The organism is Natronomonas moolapensis 8.8.11, assembly GCF_000591055.1.
GTDB lineage: Archaea > Halobacteriota > Halobacteria > Halobacteriales > Haloarculaceae > Natronomonas > Natronomonas moolapensis.
The window spans coordinates 995,197-1,014,072 of sequence record NC_020388.1; the positions used below are offsets into that span (position 1 = coordinate 995,197).

The following is an 18,876-nucleotide window of genomic DNA, read 5'->3' on the forward strand; positions in this document are numbered from 1 at the left end:
CTCCGGATCATTGCCGCTTTCTTTAGCTCTCTCGTTTCGTTCAACGAAGTGTCCTGTGCGGGTCATTTGTGACGGAGTCTGCGTACTGGTGCGTGCCGGATAACCCTTGGCATCGGGGAATATATCGGCGATTCGACGGGTCGCTGGGGCATGCGTTACTGTGTGTTGAATCCGGTGTGCATGCGCCCCACACGTACGACAGAATTGGACTAACCGAACACATATAATTGTATCCGGTCCGTGGTGAAAGTGAAAACCGCCCGCTAAAACCGCCTCACTCGGCTGCGATTCCATCGGAAACGATCGGGGGTTTCGGGACGACGGTCGATCCGACGGATCGATCCGATCGGCCGCCGAACCGGTCTCGATCCGACGGGGTGCCGTCCCACGACCCGTTTCGGCCACGCCGGTCGGCACCGAAACGTGGCAACTATATTATACGCGTCGAATGGAACGTTCCCCCGGAATCGATGGGTCGAACCGGACGTCCGTGCAGTCATGCCGACGACACGACCGCTCCGAACCACAGGACGTCAGACCGACTGCAAGAAGTTGCCGACGATGTCGTGTCCGACGGCGGTGAGGACCGATTCGGGGTGGAACTGGACGCACTCGATCGGGTATTCTTGATGTCGGATGCCCATCACCAACTCGGTCCCGTCGTGTTCCGTCGTCGCGGTGATATCGAAGCACTCGGGGACCTCGAGAGCGATCAGGGAGTGATACCGACCACCCTGGAACCCCTGTTCGAGCCCCCGATAGACACCCTCGCCGTCGTGATCGACTGAGAACGCCTTGCCGTGGATCGGCTCCGGGGCCCGATCGACGGTCCCGCCGTACTCGTAGACGGCCGCCTCGAGGCCGAGACAGACCCCGAGCGTCGGGGTTTCGGGGGCGATCTCCCGAAATACGTCCATGGTCACTCCCACGTCCCGCTCGTTCTTCGGGTGGCCGGGTCCCGGCGAGATCACGATCGCGTCGGGGTCGGCGGCCCGGATCGTCCCGATATCGGCGGTGTTGCGGCACACCTCGACCTCGGTCCCGTCGTGCTGGCTGACGTACTCGACGATGTTGTAGGTGAACGAATCGAAGTTGTCGACGAAGAGCACGTCCGTCATCGTCGGGCCTCCGTCGGCTCGGAGTCGGCCTCGATAGCCCGTAGGGCGGCGAGCACCCCGCCCATCTTCTGTTCGGTCTCCTCGTACTCGCGTTCGGGGTCGGAGTCGGCGACGATTCCTGCCCCGGCCTGGACAGTCACCCGATCCGTCCCGTCGGTCCCCGCGCCTCGCTCGACGGTGGCGGTTCGAATGACGATCGCGAAGTCGGCGTCGCCGCTCCAGGAGAAGTAGCCGATACCACCCCCGTAGACACCGCGCGGGCGCTCCTCGAGGTCGTCGATGATCTCCATCGCCCGGATCTTCGGCGCGCCCGAAAGCGTCCCGGCGGGAAACGACGCACGCGTCGCGTCGAACGCGTCACGGTCGTCGGCAAGGGCGCCGGTCACCGTCGATTCGATGTGCTGGACGTGGCTGTATTTCAGGACGTTCATAAACTCCTCGACGCGGACGCTGCCGGCCTCGCTGACCCGACGGACGTCGTTTCGCGCGAGGTCGACCAACATCGTGTGTTCAGCGCGCTCCTTTCCGTCGGCAAGCATCTCCCCGGCCAGACGCCGGTCCTCGACAGGACTCGTCCCGCGGGCGCACGTCCCCGCGATCGGGTTGCTCATCACCTCCCGTCCCCGAACGGAGACGAGCGTCTCCGGCGAGGCTCCGACCACCACGAGGTCGTCGTACTCGAGGAGGTACATATACGGCGAGGGGTTGATCTCGCGAAGCGACTCGTAGAGCCCCAACGGGTCGATGTCGCCGTCCAGCTCGCGCGTCCGGGAGATGACGCCCTGGTAGATGTCCCCGTCGAGGACGTGTTCTTTGGCCCGGTTGACGGCCGCCTCATAGGTCGCTTTCGCCCCGGCCCGCTCCGTAGACGGCCGGAAGCCACCGGTTTCGAGGGTCCCGTGGCCCGCGAGCAGCGACTCGACCCGATCGATCTCCTCGACGATGTCGGCGTAGATCCGGCCCGGATCGTCCTCGGGGCGGACGAGCGGGGTGAACACGAGCGAGACCGTCCCGGCGGCGTCGTCGAAGACGAGCGTCGTGGTCGTGAGGACGAATTGGGCGTTCGGCACCCTGGAGTCGGGGCGGTCGAGGCCGACCTCCTCGAGCCAGAGGTCATACACCGCGTCGTACGCGAGAAACCCGACCAGCCCGCCCTGGAGCCGTTGGCGTCCGGTTTCGGGGAAGTTTCGGAGCGGCACGTCCGGCAGCGCGCCCCGAAGCGTCGCGAGCGTGTCGCCTTTCCCCGTCTCGAACGCCCCCTCGTATCTGTCGTCGAGGACGTCGATCGTCCCGGTGGCGTCGTCGTCGACGGTCACGACCGCCGTCGGATCGTAGCCGACAAACGAGTAGCGGGCGTGACGATCCGCCCCGTCGCCGGTCCTGAAGGCGCCGTCGGGGTCGCTCGAGGCGACCTTCCCCGCGCTCTCCAAGAGGAAGGCGTGGTCGGCGCGCTCGGCGTCGGTGGTCCGCCCGGTCAGGGCGGCGTACGCTTCCAGTGGTTCCGTCGAGACGTCCAGCTCGGCGACGGTGCGGACGACCGCCGGTCCCCCGTCGGCCAACTCGACGAACGCCGACTCGGAGATCACGGACGCCCCCCCGCACGCCGGACGAAGGCCTCGAGTGCAGCCGGATCCTTCCGCCCCGGTTGCCCCTCGACGCCGCTTGCGACGTCGACGGCGAAGGGGTCGACGGTTTCGACGGCCTTGGCGACGTTTTCGGGCGTCAGTCCGCCGGCCAGCACGACCGGGGAGGCGAGTTCGGAAACGAGCTCGCGCGTGCGCTCCCAGTCGTGGGTCGCCCCCGTTCCGCCCGCGCCGGACTCGTCGAGCGAATCGACGAGCAGCGCGTCCGCGACCGTATCGTAGCGCGGGGCGTCGTCGGGGGAGACGGCCACGACCACGTCGGACTCGAGGTCCGCCGAGAGGGACGCGACCCCCTCGGGGGGCAGATCGCCGTGTAGCTGGACGACGTCAGCCCCGACGCGTTCGGCCACTCCGGCGGCCGACGCCGGCGGGTCGGGCATCGTGACCAACACCGTCGTGACGAACGGCGGGGTCGCCGAGACGATGTCGGCAGCCCGCTCGGCATCGATCGCTCGCGGCGTCTCGACCGGGACGTCGACGGTGACGCCGATCGCGTCCGCGCCCGCTTCGACGACGGCCCCGAGGTCCTCGCGAGTCGTCACGCCGCAGATCTTCACCCGGGTCATGGCTCGAACTCGCACAGCGACTCGAGTTGGTCGATCGCGGCTCCGGAGTCGATCGCCTCCCGGGCCGCCTCGACGCCCCCGGCAATGCTTTCTGCCGCCCCGGCGACGTAGATCGCGGCGCCGGCGTTCGCCAGAATGATCGCCCGTTTCGCGCCCCCGAGTGATCCCTCGAGGATCCCCCGCATGTCGTCGGCGTTCTCCGCCGGCGACCCGCCGGCCACGGCGGAGAGGTCGTAGCGATCGAGGCCGATGTCCCGGGGAGCGAGCGTGTACTCATCGACCGAATCGCCCTCGACTTCGGCGACTGTCGACTCGCCGTGGACGCCGATCTCGTCCAGCCCCGCCCCGTGGACAACGAGGGCTCGCTCGACGGCCATCCGCGAGAGGGCGTCCGCCAGCATCGACACCAACTCGGGGTCGTAGACGCCGACGACTTGGGCGTCCGCACCGGCGGGGTTCGTCAGCGGCCCGAGTACGTTGAATATCGTCCGCATCCCGAGTTCCTTCCGGGGGCCGATGACGGCCTTCATAGCCGGGTGGAACACGGGCGCGAGCATGAATCCCATTCCGGTGGACTCGATACACCCCTCGACCGCCGGCGGTTCGGCGTCGATCGTGACGCCGAGTTCCTCTAGGACGTCGGCGCTCCCCGACGACGAGGAGACGGAGTAGTTGCCGTGTTTCGCGACCGGTACCCCGGCTCCGGCGGCGACGAACGCGCTCGTCGTCGAGACGTTGATCGTATCGTGGCCGTCACCGCCGGTCCCGCAGGTGTCGACCAGCGGCTCCCGCTCGGGATCGATCGTCCGGGCCGCATCGCGCATCCCCTCCGCGAAGCCGGCGATCTCGCCTTCTGTCTCGCCCTTTCCACGGAGCCCCGCGAGCAGCGCGCCCATCTGCGCCTCGGTCGCATCCTCGAAGACGCGCCCGGCCGCCTCGCGTGCGTCCGCCTGCGTGAGATTTTCGCCGTCGGTAACCCGCTGAATGAACTTTTTCATAATGATCACTAGTAACCAAGACTGGGTTATAATGTACAAATGAGTACATAAATATAAGCGTACCGTTGACGGGCGGGGCCGCCGACCCGACGTCGCCGCCGCTTTCGTCCCGTGTTTTCGATCCACAGGTGGCCGAGAATCCGAAAGGTTCAATTACGTCACCCGGATACCGATGAGTGCAGGCAAACGCCAGCGAGGGTTCGTGGTCTAGGCTGGTTATGACACCTCCTTGACATGGAGGAGGCCGGCAGTTCAAATCTGCCCGAACCCACTCCGTTTATAAATAATCCAGTCGGTTATATCTCCGCTCAACGTTCCCGCACCCAGCGCTATCTACGTACCAACCGGTCGCGGACGGTGCTCGAAACGCCCGACACGTCCCGGTTCGACGTCCGCGATATATAAAAATCGATGGCTCTCGAACAGGTCGAAGCGAGCGTACATCCAGCTCACTCGACGACCTGTCTTCGATCCATCCGTCCGAGGACGAACTGACTGACGGCGACACACACGCCGGCGAAGCGATCCGGCGCGCGGTCGCTTCGAGGTCTTCGTCGTCGAGCATGTTTATAGGGTGAACGACGCGAGCACCCTCCGGACGGCCGCTCGACCCGCCCCCGTCGTGCGTGAGCACCGTCACCAGATCCCCGGGGCGTATCGGGTCCCCGAGCGACAGGTCCGCGAGCGCAGCGACCCGTTCGGGGTAGTGGACGTGCTCCGGGTCGAGAGGCTTGCCGACGGCCGGGACGCTCGCGACCGGGACGACCCCGTCGCCGCCGGGAGCTTCGGTTCGTCGTCGTTTGGGGCTTCGAATGGGCGCGCCCGCGCCCCGTCGATTTTCGCTCTGTCAGTATTGTCTGCATCGACGACCGATGGGCTGAGAAGCCTGCTCTCTCGCCTTCGGGGTTTTTATTCGCACGCCTTCGGCTACGCCACGAGCCAACGCCGATGTTGCCGCGTTCGCGGAAGCGGTTGTCATTGCTACTCGATGGCGAACGCGAGCGAGACGAGCGCGCCGTTGAGACCGAAAAACCCGGCGATGAGAAGCCCCAGCGGCGGCTCTTCGCTCGATGACGTAACGAGGAGCGCGAAGGATCCGATTCCGATCCCCCCGAGACACACGACCAACACGAGGTCGGACCACGCGTTCCAGGTGTCTTCGAGTGCTGGCTCGACTCGGGTCAGCCACCACCCCGTTTCCCGGGCTTCGTCCGTGGTCGCTTCCGCGCCTCCGGCCACTCGTCGGAGGGCTGTTCGCCCGCCCGCTGCAAAGAGGGCGACGAGCGTGACTGTCCCTATCGCCAGTAGGACCACCGGTGAAACGAGCCCCGTCTGTGCAAACAAAAAGATCAGCACGAACCCAACCCCTGCAAATCCGGCGACAACCCCCCGAAAGACGGCCCGGATGTTCATTCTAGTTGGGGTATACCGCAGGTCGACGACCTCAATCTGGCGGTCGCTGAAACAGTGAGATGTACGATTTGGCCGACGAAGACGACGGGTCCGTTTTCGAGTGGCGTGCCGACCAGCCCGTCGAGGTCGGTCACGACAGTTGGATCGGCTACAACGCGACGGTCCTCCCGGACGTCACGGTCGGGAACGGAGCCGTCGTCGCGGCCGGCGCCGTCGTCACACACGATGTCGAGCCCTACACGGTCGTCGCGGGCGTCCCCGCCGAGCCGATCGACCGCCGGTTTTCCCCGGAGGTTGCGGCCCGCCTGGAAGCGACCGAGTGGTGGCACTGGGACCACGAGACGCTTGACGAGCGCCTCGCCGAATTCCGTGATCTCGAGGCGTTTCTGGAGGCGTACGCGCCGGCGACCGAAACCGTCGAGGGGTGACGGGCGCGCTTGCGTTGTTCGAGTGGAAAGATCTGATCACTCTGCGTGCTTACGTTATTCCAGACGTATGGCCACGGCATCCGCCCTGGCGTGGGGGCGGTTACAGAGAGATGTGTTCAGGTTGTCGGCTCGTATGGAGCCTAACGGCCAGTTCTGCGGTGTGGGCCCAGTAGAAAATCGCTCGCTCGAGCGCCCGTGTGACGCCCACGAGGTAGCCGTACATCTCTGGGTCGTAGGCCGTCACGAGTTCGAAGAGTTCGTCGATGTCGCGGTGGAGGTTTTCCTCTTCGGTCCGGAGATCGTCGAAGCGTTCGATCTCGGCCGAAAAGAGGATCTCGCCCATCAGATCGTTGATCCGCTCGCCAGCCACGAAGATGTCGAGGACACGCTCGGCGACGATTCCAGTCGCGCCCGCCTCCAAGTTTGCCACGGTATCTGCGATGAAACAGGCCCGGTCCCCCACTATTTCGAGGTTCGTCGCCATCGTCGCCAGATCCGACGCCACCCGGTTGCCCGGCCACTCCGTTGCCAACATGTAAGATTTGAGTTCGCCGAAAATCGCAGCGTGACGCTCGTTCGTCAGCGACTCGAGCTGTGCCGCCCCCTCCATCCCGTCGTCCAAACGCTCGCCCTCGAAGGCAGCGCGGGCTCGTTCGTACTGGCTCCGACTCACCTCGTCGAGCCCCGCAAGCATATCCAACAGCTCCCGTCGCCGCCCTGACCCGAAGCCATCGGCGTCGTCGTCGGCATCGGCCGCCAACGACGAAACCGTCTCGATGTTCTCATAGAGTGCGTCCTCGTCTACGACATAACCCTTCTTGACGATGTCATCCGCTTTGAGCTCCCGAAGCAGTTCCGAGAGATACTGTTCGGAGATCCCCATCACCGTCGCGAGTTCGGATTTGGTCTCGGGTGTGACGATATCAACCGTCTCGATGACCCGTGCGATTGTCGCTTCCCGACCGGATCGAGACGTTTCTTGTCCGCCGTACCATGTCATCCGGGACATACCGGCGAGTCCGGACCCACGAGATTAGGTATACGGAACCGAGAGTCTAGACCGATATGTATCCGAATGTCCATTATAGAGAGAGTAATGCCAACCGGGACTGCACATACCACTATGTAGCGATCATATAAGATGTCATGACAGGCCCCGCAGTAGTGTCTCGCGTATGGAGATCCGCAAGGTACAGTTGTCCGGAGGGACCACCTACACCATTTCACTCCCCAAACCGTGGGCCCAGGAACACGGTATCAACTCGGAGTCGCTGGTCGCACTCCATCCCAACGGTGACGCATCGCTGTTAGTCGAGGCCGTCGAGGACGGAGAACAGGCCAAGCGAACCGCTGTCGTCGATATCGGGACTGCCGACGCGAACGCGCTCGAACAACAGGTCACCGCGCTCTACGTGGTCGGTTTCGACGCGATCGAACTGCGAGACCGGACGGGTCTCACCGACAACCAGCGGCGAACGGTCGAGGCCGCCGTCTCCGAACTGTCGGGGTTCGAACTGATAGAAGCCACGAACACGCGAATTCGCGTCAAGAGCCTCATCGACGCCGGGAACGTCGACATTCGCAAGAGTACGCTCCGCCTGCGACTGATTACGCTTTCGATGCTCGAGGACGCCCTCTCGGCCATCGCCGACCGCGATGGTGAGCTCGCTCGCGACGTCGTCAGGCGTGATACGGAAGCCGACAAACTGTTCGCGATGGTAACCCGTCACTTCCGTCGATCGCTCACCAACCTACACGAGGTGGAGAAACTCGCGTACTCGAGAAATGAACTCTTCGAATACTACTACGTCTGCCGGCAGCTCGAGCGCGTCGCGGACCACGCCGAGAAGATGGCGACGTTCGCCTCCTCCGAACAGGGGACGATTCCGGATCCGCTCGTCGAGCACCTCGATAGATTCGGCGAGGCCGCTCGCGGAATGCTCGAAGACGCCGCCGATGCAGTGCTCCTCGACGCCGACGTGGAGATGGCACACGAAGCGCTGGCCAGACGCGACACTCTCTGTCGTGATATCGACGATGTCGACCGCGAACTGTACGACCACGGTGAGCCCGACGCCGCCTACACCACTGGACTGCTGCTGGACAGCATCGAACGAATCGCTAACTACGGCGCAAACGTCGCGGAGATCGGCGTCCAACAGGCTCTCCGGGAGAACGCCCCGTCATCGTGAGGAACTGTGCGTGGTCCCACCCGTCCCGTGTAATGTCCCCGGGTGTGAGTACCCCCGTCCAGCGGAAAACGCCTCGGACAACAGCCACCCGGGGACGGCGGCAATGCTTGCGTGTTTGCGACTATCCGAACCATCCGGGCCGGTCTCCCTCGCGGTACTCCCGAGTTCACCCCGCTTCCCGGGGACTCATGCCGGCTGGATTGATATTCTCTCTCCTCTGAAGAGCTGTCCACATTCGTCTTTAGCTACGGACAGAACCGCCCGATAACAGCGGCTTATTGTCCCAACGCTCGGGAATCCTCGCCCGTTATATCGGGGAGGATGTCAACGAGATATCTTCGCGAAAAAAACGAGGAGGCGATGTCTGTACACGACGCCCCCTCACCCAGGGAGACCTCCTGCTTGCGGAGAGGGTGTCGTACGACGGTTCTCATGATCGTTCTTCGCTACTCTGGTTCGCTCAGTACAGAGACCACATTCATATTGACGGACAAACGAACGGACACACGACACACGAGGAGCACGCCGTTCGACGGAGCGACCGGCGGCTCACTCGTGCGTCGGTGTCATGTGAGTTCGTCCATCAGTATGAGCTTCCTCCTGGGAACCCTGTGGCTCGTGCTGCGATGGGCGGTCGTCGCCTGCCCGCGGCCTCGGGTCAACGAGTCACCAGTCGATATCCCGTTTTCGGTCCGCCTGGTTTCTTAGATCCGCCACCTGATTCGATATATGATTTAATATATATTCAAATATAAAAGGGCCTGCTTGTCCCATCGTATCGCAGATAAGCTGAACCGACTGGACCGGGGTCGTAACTGGTGCTAGATTTCCGTCAAAGGCGCTTTATCGCTTCTATTTCTCGTTTATTACGCTATTTCTCGTTTATCATGTATCGACTCGTTCAGCTGGCTCAACAAGAGGGTGCGCCGATGCCGTTTATACGAGTGTGGCGTCGACCAGACAGTGTTCGCAAGACACCTGAACAGTACACCAGATGTATTAAGCCATATCGGATTATACCGATATGTATGTCGATACTCGACCGACTGCTCGGTGGCGAGTCGAACGACGACGAGAGCTGCTGTGACATGCAAATAAAAGAAGTAGACTCGAACGAAGGTGAGGCGGACGCGCCGAAAGAGCGCGCCGACCGCGCGGAGGACTGATCGATGATGTCGCAGGAACCGAACACGGCGGCTCAAGCGGGCTCTGAATCCGCGAGCGGGACGCTCCGACAGATTGACCAGGGCGTCTGCTGTGACGGACCCTTCCCGGCGGCTCGACGAGCAGATGACGCAGTCATCGACGCTGAGCTATCGGCGTTCGAAGCGTTCGCCAATGAGAAGCGGCTCGCGGTCGTCCATGCACTCCGAGAGGGCGAACTCTGCGCCTGCGAGTTGGAGACCGTACTCGACGGGCCCCAGTCGGCGGTCGCGTCGCACCTCAGGAAGCTCCGCGACGCCGGTGTTGTCGCCACGCGCAAGGAAGGGACGTGGACGTACTACCGGATCGCGGACACGGCGAGCCTCCAACTGCTGGACCTGGCCGCGGCGCTAGGTGAAGACCGATGATCCCGCCGGGGACCGAAGCGGCGCTGCTCGACTCGTGGGACTACTTCCTCCACCTCGCGATGGTCCTCACGCCGCTGTTCATCGGCGCGTCGTTCCTCGTCGGGCTCGCGCAGGAATATCTCCCGCCGGAGCGCGTCGAGGAGATGCTTCGCGCACGCGACCACGGCAGCGGGAACGTCCTCGCTGCGGGCCTTGGCGCGGTCACGCCGTTTTGCTCGTGTTCGACCGTTCCGGTCTTAGCGGGCCTGTTGGGAGCCGGCGCCCCCACGGGGATGGCGTTCTCGTTCCTGCTCGCCTCCCCTATCGTCAACTGGATCGCCGTGTTCTTGCTGTTCGGGCTGTTCGGGACCGGCGTGACCGTCGCGTACGTGACGACGGCACTGTTCGCGGCGATCGTCGCGGGCCTCGTCATCGGGACGTTCGAACTCGACGGGTACATCAAGGACGTCCGGATCACTGCGGGCGGTCGCGAGATCGCGACCGACGGCGGAGCGACTCCCTCGGACGCCTCGAAAGCGGCCGACGCCGCCGGGTGTAGCGAGTGCGGGACGACGGCCACGAACAGAACCCACAAGGAACGCGTGGCTGCCGCGGGGGAGGGGGCGCTCTCTTTTTTCCGCGACACACTCCCGTACATCGCGGTCGGGATCGCGATCGGCGCGCTGATCCACGGCGCCGTGCCGGCGGAGTTCCTCCAGCGGATCGCCGGGCCGGGGAACCCACTCGCGACACCGATCGCTGCGCTCGCCGGTGCGCCAATCTACGTGAGCCTCAGTGGAATGCTGCCGATCGCGCACTCGCTCACTGAGGCGGGGATCCCGATCGGGACGGTGATCGCGTTCGTCATCGGCGGCGCGGGGATCAGCATCCCGAACCTGATCCTCCTGAACAAGCTGTTCGAGCGTCGACTGCTCGCGATCTACGCAACGACGGTCGTAACGATCGGGATCACGGTCGGCGTGCTGTTCAACACCGTCTTCGCCGGCCTCCTCTGAGCCGAGGCGGATTCGTTTTTACAACGACCGCGACCCGTCGAGCGCGACAAGGACCGCGTTCGCACGCGGTGTAGCGCGATACATCCGCCACTTTCCTTCTTTCCGGCGCGTGACGAGACCAGCATCAGTGAGCTGCGAGAGGGCATGGCTGATCGCGCTGTCGCTCACGTCCAGCAGCGGCGAGAGTTCGCAGACGCACAGCTCGTCGTCGTCAGCCGCGTGAAGCATCCGGACGATCTTGTATCGCGTCTCGTTGCCAAGCGCCGACAGCAGCTCGATATCGGTCTCTAGGTCGGATCCGCCGACGCTCTCGTTCAGTTCTTGTAGTTCCGCTAACCGGCCGGCGAGGTCTTCGTCTGTACAGGAGCCGCACTCGTCGGCGACGTATCGCTGTAAACGCTCGGTCGATGACATACAAACAATTGAATTGAGCCGAAATTAAATATTGCGGAGCGCTGTCTCGACTGGTAGTTTGACAGCGGAAACAATATAGAAACCTCTCAAATATTGTCTCGTATGAAAGATACAGAAAGTTGTGACGGGTGTCCACCGATCGACAACGACTATTCCAGCAGGCTCGAGCAACGGTACTGTCGAATGCGCCGCTGCAGGGTGTTCGGCACGACAGGTTCCTACAGGCGGGTCAGCTATGCGGTCAATATAAAAATAGCCGACCGAGGGGTTTGTATATATGAAAATTCGTTTAAACGAATCGGCTACAGTGAGGACAAACTAACGTGTCCTACTGCGAACGGTACATCAGACGAACGACCGTGATCCGACTCAATCAGTCGCCGGTGGCCGGCGGCCGGTACTGGCGGCTCACCGCTCGCCAACGGCCGGATCGGAACCGCCACCCCGTCACGAGCGCCGGGATGGCCGCCTCGAACACGAGTGCGGCGTAGAGCCCGGCGACGCCGATGGCGGTGACTCGGCCGAGTGCCGCTGCCGGGAGCGCGAAGACATACAGCGCGAGCAGGGCGGCGTAGAACGGGATCCGCGTGTCGCCCGCCCCGCGGAGCACGCCGGTCGCGGAGGCTTTGATCGCCAGTGCGACGGCGCTGAGGGCGGCGACACGGACGAACACGGTCGCGGCGTCGAGTTCGGCCGGTTCGACGAACACCCCGGCGATCGGGCGGGCGACGGCGAGGACGACGACCGTCGTCACGAGGCTGGTAGCCGCCGAGAGCCGGAGGATGGCGGCGCCGTAGGCCGTCGCCTCGGGTTCGTCGTCGGCGCCGAGTCGCTGCCCGACGAGCGTGCTCGCCGCGATCGAAAACCCCCACGAGATGCAGTCCATGAGCGCCCGGATCCGCCGCGCCGCGGCGTAGGCGGCGACCACGACCGGCCCGAACCCCGCGGCGATGGTCAAAAGCGGGAACGTCACGATCCCCTCCGCGAGCCGACGACCGATCAGCGGTCCCGACACGGACGCCAGTTCGCGGAGCGTTCCGAGGGCGAGGTGGGGCCGGTCGGCCCGGACGGGCACCGGGAGGGAGCCACGGCCGCCGTAGGACCGACCGACCATGCCCGGAAGGAACGCGAGCGTGACGGCGGCGAGGGAGGCGACGGTCCCGATCGCCGCCCCGGCGACGCCGAGGCCGGCCCCGAAAATGAGCGCGGCCGAGAGGACGACGTTGATCGTCGCGCCGAGACTGCGGATCACCATCGGCGTGAGCGTGTCGCCGACCGCCGCGTAGGTCCGGCTGGCGATCATATTGACGAACTCGAAGGGGAGACCCAGCGCCGCGATCGAGAGGTACAACGCGCCGTCGCCGACGGCCGCCGCCCCGGCGTCGCCGCCGACGAGCGCAACGAGCGGTTCGGCGGCGAGCGCGAACGCCGCCGCTGTCGGGACCGAGACGACAGCCGCGAGCAGGACGCTTTGCTTGACAACGAGGGAGGCTTGCGCGTCGTTTCCGGCCCCGTACTGCTGGGAGACCAACGCGACGGTGCCGCCGGCCAGCCCGATGGCGAGAAACTTCCCGAGCAGCCAGAACGCGCCGGCGAAGGCCAACCCCGCGACGGCCGCGGAGCCGAGCGCGATCCCGACGAGCGCTAAGTCGACGGCCTGTTTCGACATAATCGCAAAGCCGGTGATTACGCGGGGCCAGGCGAGATCGGTCACCGCCCGCAACCGGCGCTGCTCGATCACGCCGGCGGCTTCGAGGGCGACACCGATCCGGGACACGCCATTGATTCGACCGGCGGACGCTTGTCGCTGTCGGCTCCGGGGAACGACTCCACGTGGCCCGAGAGAGTCGGCAGGGACGCGATCCGTCGTGTGGAGCGTGTGGCGAACGGTCAGCCCAGACACGCGCGCTGAATCGCCTCGGGGTCGAGCCTCGGGGCATTCTCTTTGCATTCTCTGACATCTTCGCACGGCTAACGCCGTGGGGTCCCCGGTCACAGACCGGCCAGGCTACGGTTGGAGGTTCCCCACCCGTCCGAGACGGTGGGAGTGTAGGCCGTGCCAGTACGGCCTTGTGGGCCGTGCACGACCCCCGTCCGAGATAGCGGGCTTCACCTACCTCGGTGTATAGTGCGTACCCGTACCTCGGACTCGGTATCACAGCCCGGGAACGTCAAATAACTGAACGCTTCGCTGACTGTCCGGTTCATCCCACGACTAAGGCCGTGAGCGTTTCGAGGCGTAACTGAAGGCGTTTCGAGGCGTAACTGAAGGCGTTTCGAGGCGTAACTGAAGGCGTTTCGAGGCGTAACTGAAGGCGTTTCGAGGCGTAACTGAAGGCGTTTCGAGGCGTAAGTGAAAGCGTTTCGAGGTGTGACCTACGGCTTGAGAACGGCCCGGAACCGCGCCTCGTTCTCCATCATCCGTCCGTAGGCGGTCTCGACTTCTTCGAGCGGATACGTCTCTATCTTCGGTGTGATCCCGCGGAGCGAGCTGAACTCCAGGGTGTCCTGGGAGTCCCGGGCGTCGCCGGAGCCCCAGCCCTCGACCGATCCGGCGGTTCCGATGAGGTGTTGGGCGTTCACCGGGACGTCCTCGCCGGGGACGCCGACGACGATCACGGAGCCCCCGATGCCGACGCCCTCGACCACCGACGCGATCGCGTCGCTCGAGGGCGCCGTCGCGAGCACGCCGTCCGCGCCGCCGAGCGCCTGGAGTCGCTCAGCGGGGTCTTCGTCGGCCGCGTTCACGAAGTGGTCGGCCCCCAGCTCCGAAGCGAGGGGCTCCTTGTCCGGGCTTCGCGAGACGGCGACCGTCTCGTACCCGGCGGCGCGGGCGTACTGGATGCCGAGGTGGCCGAGTCCGCCGACGCCCTGGACGGCGACGAGATCGCCCGGCTGCAAGTCGGCGTTCCGGAGCGCGTTGTACGTCGTGACGCCGGCACACAGAAGCGGGGCCGCGTCGGCCGCCGCCAGGTCCTCGGGGACCGCCGCGAGCGCCTCCGCGGGAACCGTCGTGAACTCGGCGTAGCCCCCGTCGAACGTGAGCCCCGTGATCTCGGCGCGTTCGCAGTTGAGGAACTCGCCGCGCCGGCACGGCTCGCAGGTGAAACAGTGGCCGCCGTGCCACCCCGCGCCGACGTAGTCGCCCGCCGACCAGTTCTCGACGCTCCCGCCGACCGAGTCGACGTAGCCGACGACTTCGTGGCCGGGGATCCGGGGGTAGCTGACGCCCGGGTACCCGCCCTCCGTGACGAAGACGTCGCTGTGGCAGATGCCGCAGGCCTCGACTGCCACGCGGACCTCGCCCGAGGCCGGCTCGGGGACCGCTCTCTCGACGACTTCGAACTCCGCACCCGCCTCGTCGACGACCGCCGCGCGCATCGTCTCTGACATACCGGGGAGGTCGCCCCCCGGGCGGAAAACCCCCGGCGTATCGGCAACCCGCCTCGCCGAACAGTCCGTCCAACCGGAGGAGAGACGACCCCGCCGACAGGTCTCCACGCGTCGAGTCCACGCCAGTCGCCCGGTTCTTCGCACAGCGGCGAGGACGCTCGATGCCGTCTCCGTCCCCGTTCGGCCCGTCCGGACGAGCAACAGCGACTTCTTTTTCAGCGAGTGGGCCGACGACACGCTATGGAACGCCCTCCACAGGGTCTCCGACCCGTTCCGTCGCGGACCCACGCGAGGGCCCACACGACCACCCCACGACGATGACCGACGCAACCGACACCGAAACTGACGAACCGATCCGGGTCGGCGTCGACGTCGGCGGCACGTTCACCGACGTGGCGCTGTCGGTCGACGACCGCCTCGTGACGGCGAAGGTCCCGACGACCGACGAACAAAGCGTCGGCGCCCTGAAAGGGATCGAGAAGGCCTGCAAGCGCGCCGAGATCGATCCGAGCGATCTCGACGAGTTCGCCCACGCGATGACCGTCTCGGTTAACGCCCTGCTCGAACGCGACGGGGCGACGACCGCGCTCGTGACGACGGCGGGCTTTCGGGACGTCCTGGAAATCGGTCGCCAGGACCGCCCCAACCTCTATGACCTGACGGCGGAAAAACCCGATCCGCTCGTCCCGCGGCGGCGGCGCTTCGAACTCGACGAGCGGGCGAGCGCCGACGGCGTCGAACGCCCCGTCGACCCCGGGGCAGTCGCCGAGTTGGCCGACACGCTCTCCGAGCGGGACGTCGACGCCGTCGCCGTCTGTCTGCTCCACGCCTACGCCGACCCCGAAAACGAACGCGTCGCCGCCGAGACGCTGCGGTCGGAACTCGACGTTCCAGTGTCGGCCTCCCACGAGGTGCTCGCGGAGTTCCGCGAGTACGAGCGCACCGCCACGACGACCGCCGACGCCTACGTCCGCCCCGCCATCGAGCGTTACGTCGGACGGCTGGTCGAGGCGGCCGACTCGAAGTCGATTCCGACGCCATGGATCATGCGGGCCAACGGCGGCATCGCAGATCCCGACGCCGTCCGCGAACGCGCCGTGACGACGACGCTGTCCGGCCCGGCCGCAGGCGTCGTCGGCGCCGCGGCGACCGTCGACGACGCCGGCGTCGAGGGCCTCGTCACCTTCGATATGGGCGGGACCTCGAGCGACGTCAGCCTCGTCCGCGACGGGGACGCCGAACGGACGACCGACGCCGAGATCGCGGGCGTCCCGATCCGCACGCCGATGGTCGACGTCGACACCGTCGGCGCGGGCGGCGGCTCGATAGCCTGGGTGGATTCAGGGGGCGCGTTGCGCGTCGGCCCCCGGTCCGCCGGGGCCGACCCCGGTCCCGCCTGCTACGGCCGCGGGGGAACCGAGGCGACGGTGACGGACGCGAACGTCGTGTTGGGATACATCGGCCCGGAGACGGCCCTAGGCGGGGAGATGACCCTCGACGTCGGGGCCGCCGAGGACGCCCTCGCCGATCTGGCAGCGGCGGCGGGCCTCGAGGACGCCATAGAGGCCGCACGCGGGGTCTACCGCGTCGCGAACGCGACGATGACCCGGACGATCCGCTCTGTGACCGTCGAGCGCGGCCACGACCCCCGGGCGTTCGCCCTCGTCGCCTTCGGTGGCGCGGGGCCGATGCACGCCGCGTCGCTCGCGTCGGCGCTCGGGATCGACCGCGTCGTCGTCCCCCGCCCCAGCGGCGTTCTCTCGGCGTTCGGCCTGCTCGCGGCCGATGAGAGCCACGACGCCGTCAGGACTGTCGGCGCCGACCTCGTCGGGGCGGAGCCGGACCGACTCGACGCCGTCTACGAGGACCTCGTTTCCGAGGTGCTCTCGGACGCGTCGGATCCGGCGGCGGCGACGGTCGAGCGTGCCGCCGACTGCCGGTACGCTGGCCAGAGCTTCGAGTTGACCGTCCCCGTCGAGGAGGCCTTCGACGCCACGGCGCTCCGCCGGCGCTTCGAGGCGGCCCACGAGCGCGCCTACGGATACGCGATGGACGAGGGGATCGAGGTGGTCAACCTCCGGGCGACCGCGACCGTCGAGGGGACCGAGCCAGTCGTACGCCACGACGGCGACGGCGGGACCTCCCTCGGAAGTCGGGTCGCCCACTTCCCCGAAACCGGCGCCCGCGAGACGGCCGTCTACGACCGGGATCGGCTCGCCCCCGGGACGACGATCGCCGGCCCGGCAATCCTCGAGCAGGCCGAGAGCACGACCGTCCTCCCGCCGGCGTGGAACGGCGACACCCTCGAAGACGGGACGCTCGTGATGACCCGGCAGGGGGAACGCAACGGGGGGGGCGGGCGGAGAGCCGACGGGACCGCCGCGGGAATCGAGGGGGACCTCGACCGATGACTCCGGGGGCTATCGACCCGGTCACCCTCGAGGTGCTGCGCAACCAGTTCGAGAGCACCGCCGACGAGATGGGACAGGCCCTGATCCGCGGGGCGTACTCGCCGAACATCAAGGAGCGACGGGACTGCTCGACGGCGCTGTTCGACGTCGAGGGACGGATGATCGCCCAGGCCGAGCACATCCCGGTCCACCTCGGGGCGATGCCGGAGGCCGTCGACGCCGTCCTCGCATGCGATCCCCGGCCCGGCGACGTCTTCGTGCTCAACGACCCCTTCAGCGGCGGGACCCACCTGCCCGACGTGACGATGGTCTCGACGATCGCCCCCGAGGACGAAATCGTCGGCTACGCGGTTTCGCGGGCCCACCACGCCGACATGGGCGGGATGACCCCCGGCAGCATGCCGGCCGGCGCTCGCGAGATCTACCAGGAGGGGCTCCGGCTGCCCCCGGTTCGGCTCGTCGAGGGCGGGTCGGTCCGCGAGGACGTCCGCTCGCTCGTCCTCGCGAACGTCCGGAACCCGGGCGAACGGAAGGCCGACCTGCGCGCCCAACTCGCGGCGAACGAGCGCGCGGAGGCCCGCGTCGCCTCGCTGTTCGACGAGCACGGCCGCGACACCGTCATCGCCGGCTTCGACGCAGTGATCGGGTACTCCCGCGAGCGCGTCGTCGGCGAGATCGAGGCCCTCCCGGACGGCGTCTACGAGGCGACCGACCGCCTCGAGGGCGACGGCGTCACCGACGATGACATCTCGATCGCTGTCGCGGTAACGATCGACGGTGCGTCGATCGACGTCGACTTCGCCGGCACGGACGACCAACTCGAGGGGAACCTCAACGCGCCGCTGTCGGTCGCCAAGAGCGCGGTCTACTTCGTTGTCCGATGTGTCACCGATCCGGAGATCCCGCCGAACCACGGCTGTTATGACCCCGTTTCCGTCGACGCCCCCGAGGGGTCGCTTCTGAACCCCGAGCCGCCGGCGGCGGTCGTCGGCGGCAACGTCGAGACCAGCCAGCGGGTCACGGACGTCGTCTTCGCGGCGCTTTCGGGGGCGGCTCCCGACCGCGTGCCCGCCCAGGGGCAGGGGACGATGAACAACCTGACCGTCGGCGCCCGTGACGGCTCCTTTACGTACTACGAGACGATCGCGGGAGGGTTCGGCGCCCGCGCCGGCCGCGACGGCATGGACGGCGTCCAGGTCGGAATGACGAACACGCTCAACACGCCCGTCGAGTCGCTGGAGACCGAGTACCCGATGCGGGTCGAGCGCTACGCGCTCCGTCCCGACAGCGGCGGGCGCGGGACCGCCCGCGGCGGGTTGGGTATCGAGCGATCCGTCACCGTCGAGGCCGACGCGACGGTTTCGCTTCTGACCGAGCGCCGCCGGCACGCGCCGAGGGGCATCGCGGGCGGGGAAGACGGCGCCCTCGGCGAGAACCTGATCGACGGCGAGGTCGTTCCCGCCAAGACCACCGTCGACGTCGAGGCGGGGACGACGGTCACGGTCCGAACGCCCGGCGGCGGCGGACACGGCGCCCCCGAGGAACGCGACTCGGAGACCCTCGCCGCCGACCGCGCCGACGGGAAGCGGACGGACGGCGAGCGCTGAACGCACACGCTTTTGTATCGGCCGGTTCCGCACCGTCGCGCGTTGTTACTCGATCGACAGCGAGGAGCCTCGGCTCTGGGCCTCCCGCCGGCAAGCGCCAAGGCGTCGATCCGCGAGCCGACCGCTG

At 66.4% G+C, this 18,876-nt stretch carries 16 protein-coding genes and 1 tRNA gene; 8 read left to right on the plus strand and 9 right to left on the minus strand.

The features are described from left to right. Positions 1–533 precede the first annotated feature (533 nt). The 4 genes from trpG to trpD are packed head-to-tail and all read right to left on the minus strand — an operon-like array spanning position 534 to position 4,325. A complete protein-coding gene (gene trpG, locus NMLP_RS04975; protein WP_015409030.1) occupies positions 534–1,118 on the minus strand; it encodes an anthranilate synthase component II in 585 nt (194 codons plus the stop codon). After that, positions 1,115–2,704, minus strand: coding sequence for an anthranilate synthase component I (gene trpE / locus NMLP_RS04980; RefSeq protein WP_015409031.1), 1,590 nt, complete (start codon positions 2,702–2,704; stop codon positions 1,115–1,117). The genes trpG and trpE overlap by 4 nt, the downstream gene beginning before the upstream one ends. Next, positions 2,701–3,327, minus strand: coding sequence for a phosphoribosylanthranilate isomerase (locus tag NMLP_RS04985; protein ID WP_015409032.1), 627 nt, complete (start codon positions 3,325–3,327; stop codon positions 2,701–2,703). The genes trpE and NMLP_RS04985 overlap by 4 nt, the downstream gene beginning before the upstream one ends. Then, positions 3,324–4,325, minus strand: a complete 1,002-nt coding sequence (trpD, locus tag NMLP_RS04990) for an anthranilate phosphoribosyltransferase (protein ID WP_015409033.1) — start codon at positions 4,323–4,325, stop codon at positions 3,324–3,326. The genes NMLP_RS04985 and trpD overlap by 4 nt, the downstream gene beginning before the upstream one ends. Positions 4,326–4,521: 196 nt before the next feature. On the opposite strand from trpD, the gene NMLP_RS04995 reads away from it, so the two are divergent. Next, positions 4,522–4,596: transfer RNA gene (locus NMLP_RS04995), tRNA-Val, on the plus strand. A gap of 710 nt (positions 4,597–5,306) precedes the next feature. Here NMLP_RS04995 and NMLP_RS05000 read toward each other — a convergent pair. Next, positions 5,307–5,738 (minus strand): hypothetical protein, encoded by a 432-nt coding sequence (locus tag NMLP_RS05000; RefSeq protein ID WP_015409034.1) that lies wholly within the window; start codon positions 5,736–5,738, stop codon positions 5,307–5,309. Between the two features lie 59 nt (positions 5,739–5,797). On the opposite strand from NMLP_RS05000, the gene NMLP_RS05005 reads away from it, so the two are divergent. Next, on the plus strand, positions 5,798–6,166 hold the full coding sequence (locus NMLP_RS05005) for a DapH/DapD/GlmU-related protein (RefSeq protein ID WP_084260784.1): 369 nt from the start codon (positions 5,798–5,800) through the stop codon (positions 6,164–6,166). A 100-nt stretch (positions 6,167–6,266) separates the two neighbouring features. Here the strand turns inward: NMLP_RS05005 and NMLP_RS05010 are convergent, their stop codons facing one another. Then, positions 6,267–7,175: a helix-turn-helix domain-containing protein gene (locus tag NMLP_RS05010; RefSeq protein ID WP_015409035.1), complete on the minus strand. Its 909-nt coding sequence runs from the start codon at positions 7,173–7,175 to the stop codon at positions 6,267–6,269. Between the two features lie 166 nt (positions 7,176–7,341). On the opposite strand from NMLP_RS05010, the gene NMLP_RS05015 reads away from it, so the two are divergent. The 4 genes from NMLP_RS05015 to NMLP_RS05025 all read left to right on the plus strand — a co-directional run bounded on the left by NMLP_RS05015 (position 7,342) and on the right by NMLP_RS05025 (position 10,924). Beyond that, entirely contained in the window at positions 7,342–8,358 is a 1,017-nt protein-coding gene (locus tag NMLP_RS05015) for a phosphate uptake regulator PhoU (protein WP_015409036.1), read from the plus strand. A gap of 1,028 nt (positions 8,359–9,386) precedes the next feature. After that, positions 9,387–9,524: a hypothetical protein gene (locus tag NMLP_RS15380; protein ID WP_160169578.1), complete on the plus strand. Its 138-nt coding sequence runs from the start codon at positions 9,387–9,389 to the stop codon at positions 9,522–9,524. Between the two features lie 6 nt (positions 9,525–9,530). Further along, on the plus strand, positions 9,531–9,929 hold the full coding sequence (locus NMLP_RS05020) for an ArsR/SmtB family transcription factor (RefSeq protein ID WP_015409037.1): 399 nt from the start codon (positions 9,531–9,533) through the stop codon (positions 9,927–9,929). Next, on the plus strand, positions 9,926–10,924 hold the full coding sequence (locus NMLP_RS05025; RefSeq protein ID WP_015409038.1) for a permease: 999 nt from the start codon (positions 9,926–9,928) through the stop codon (positions 10,922–10,924). The genes NMLP_RS05020 and NMLP_RS05025 overlap by 4 nt, the downstream gene beginning before the upstream one ends. Before the next feature lie 18 nt (positions 10,925–10,942). Here NMLP_RS05025 and NMLP_RS05030 read toward each other — a convergent pair whose 3' ends face one another. The 3 genes from NMLP_RS05030 to NMLP_RS05040 all read right to left on the minus strand — a co-directional run bounded on the left by NMLP_RS05030 (position 10,943) and on the right by NMLP_RS05040 (position 14,719). Beyond that, positions 10,943–11,338, minus strand: coding sequence for an ArsR/SmtB family transcription factor (locus tag NMLP_RS05030; RefSeq protein WP_015409039.1), 396 nt, complete (start codon positions 11,336–11,338; stop codon positions 10,943–10,945). Between the two features lie 373 nt (positions 11,339–11,711). Further along, positions 11,712–13,124 (minus strand): MATE family efflux transporter, encoded by a 1,413-nt coding sequence (locus NMLP_RS05035; protein ID WP_049926689.1) that lies wholly within the window; start codon positions 13,122–13,124, stop codon positions 11,712–11,714. Positions 13,125–13,714: 590 nt separating this feature from the next. Further along, positions 13,715–14,719: an alcohol dehydrogenase gene (locus NMLP_RS05040; protein WP_015409041.1), complete on the minus strand. Its 1,005-nt coding sequence runs from the start codon at positions 14,717–14,719 to the stop codon at positions 13,715–13,717. A 329-nt stretch (positions 14,720–15,048) separates the two neighbouring features. On the opposite strand from NMLP_RS05040, the gene NMLP_RS05045 reads away from it, so the two are divergent. Continuing rightward, entirely contained in the window at positions 15,049–17,142 is a 2,094-nt protein-coding gene (locus tag NMLP_RS05045; RefSeq protein WP_015409042.1) for a hydantoinase/oxoprolinase family protein, read from the plus strand. After that, positions 17,139–18,749, plus strand: coding sequence for a hydantoinase B/oxoprolinase family protein (locus NMLP_RS05050; RefSeq protein ID WP_015409043.1), 1,611 nt, complete (start codon positions 17,139–17,141; stop codon positions 18,747–18,749). The genes NMLP_RS05045 and NMLP_RS05050 overlap by 4 nt, the downstream gene beginning before the upstream one ends. Positions 18,750–18,876: the final 127 nt, after the last annotated feature.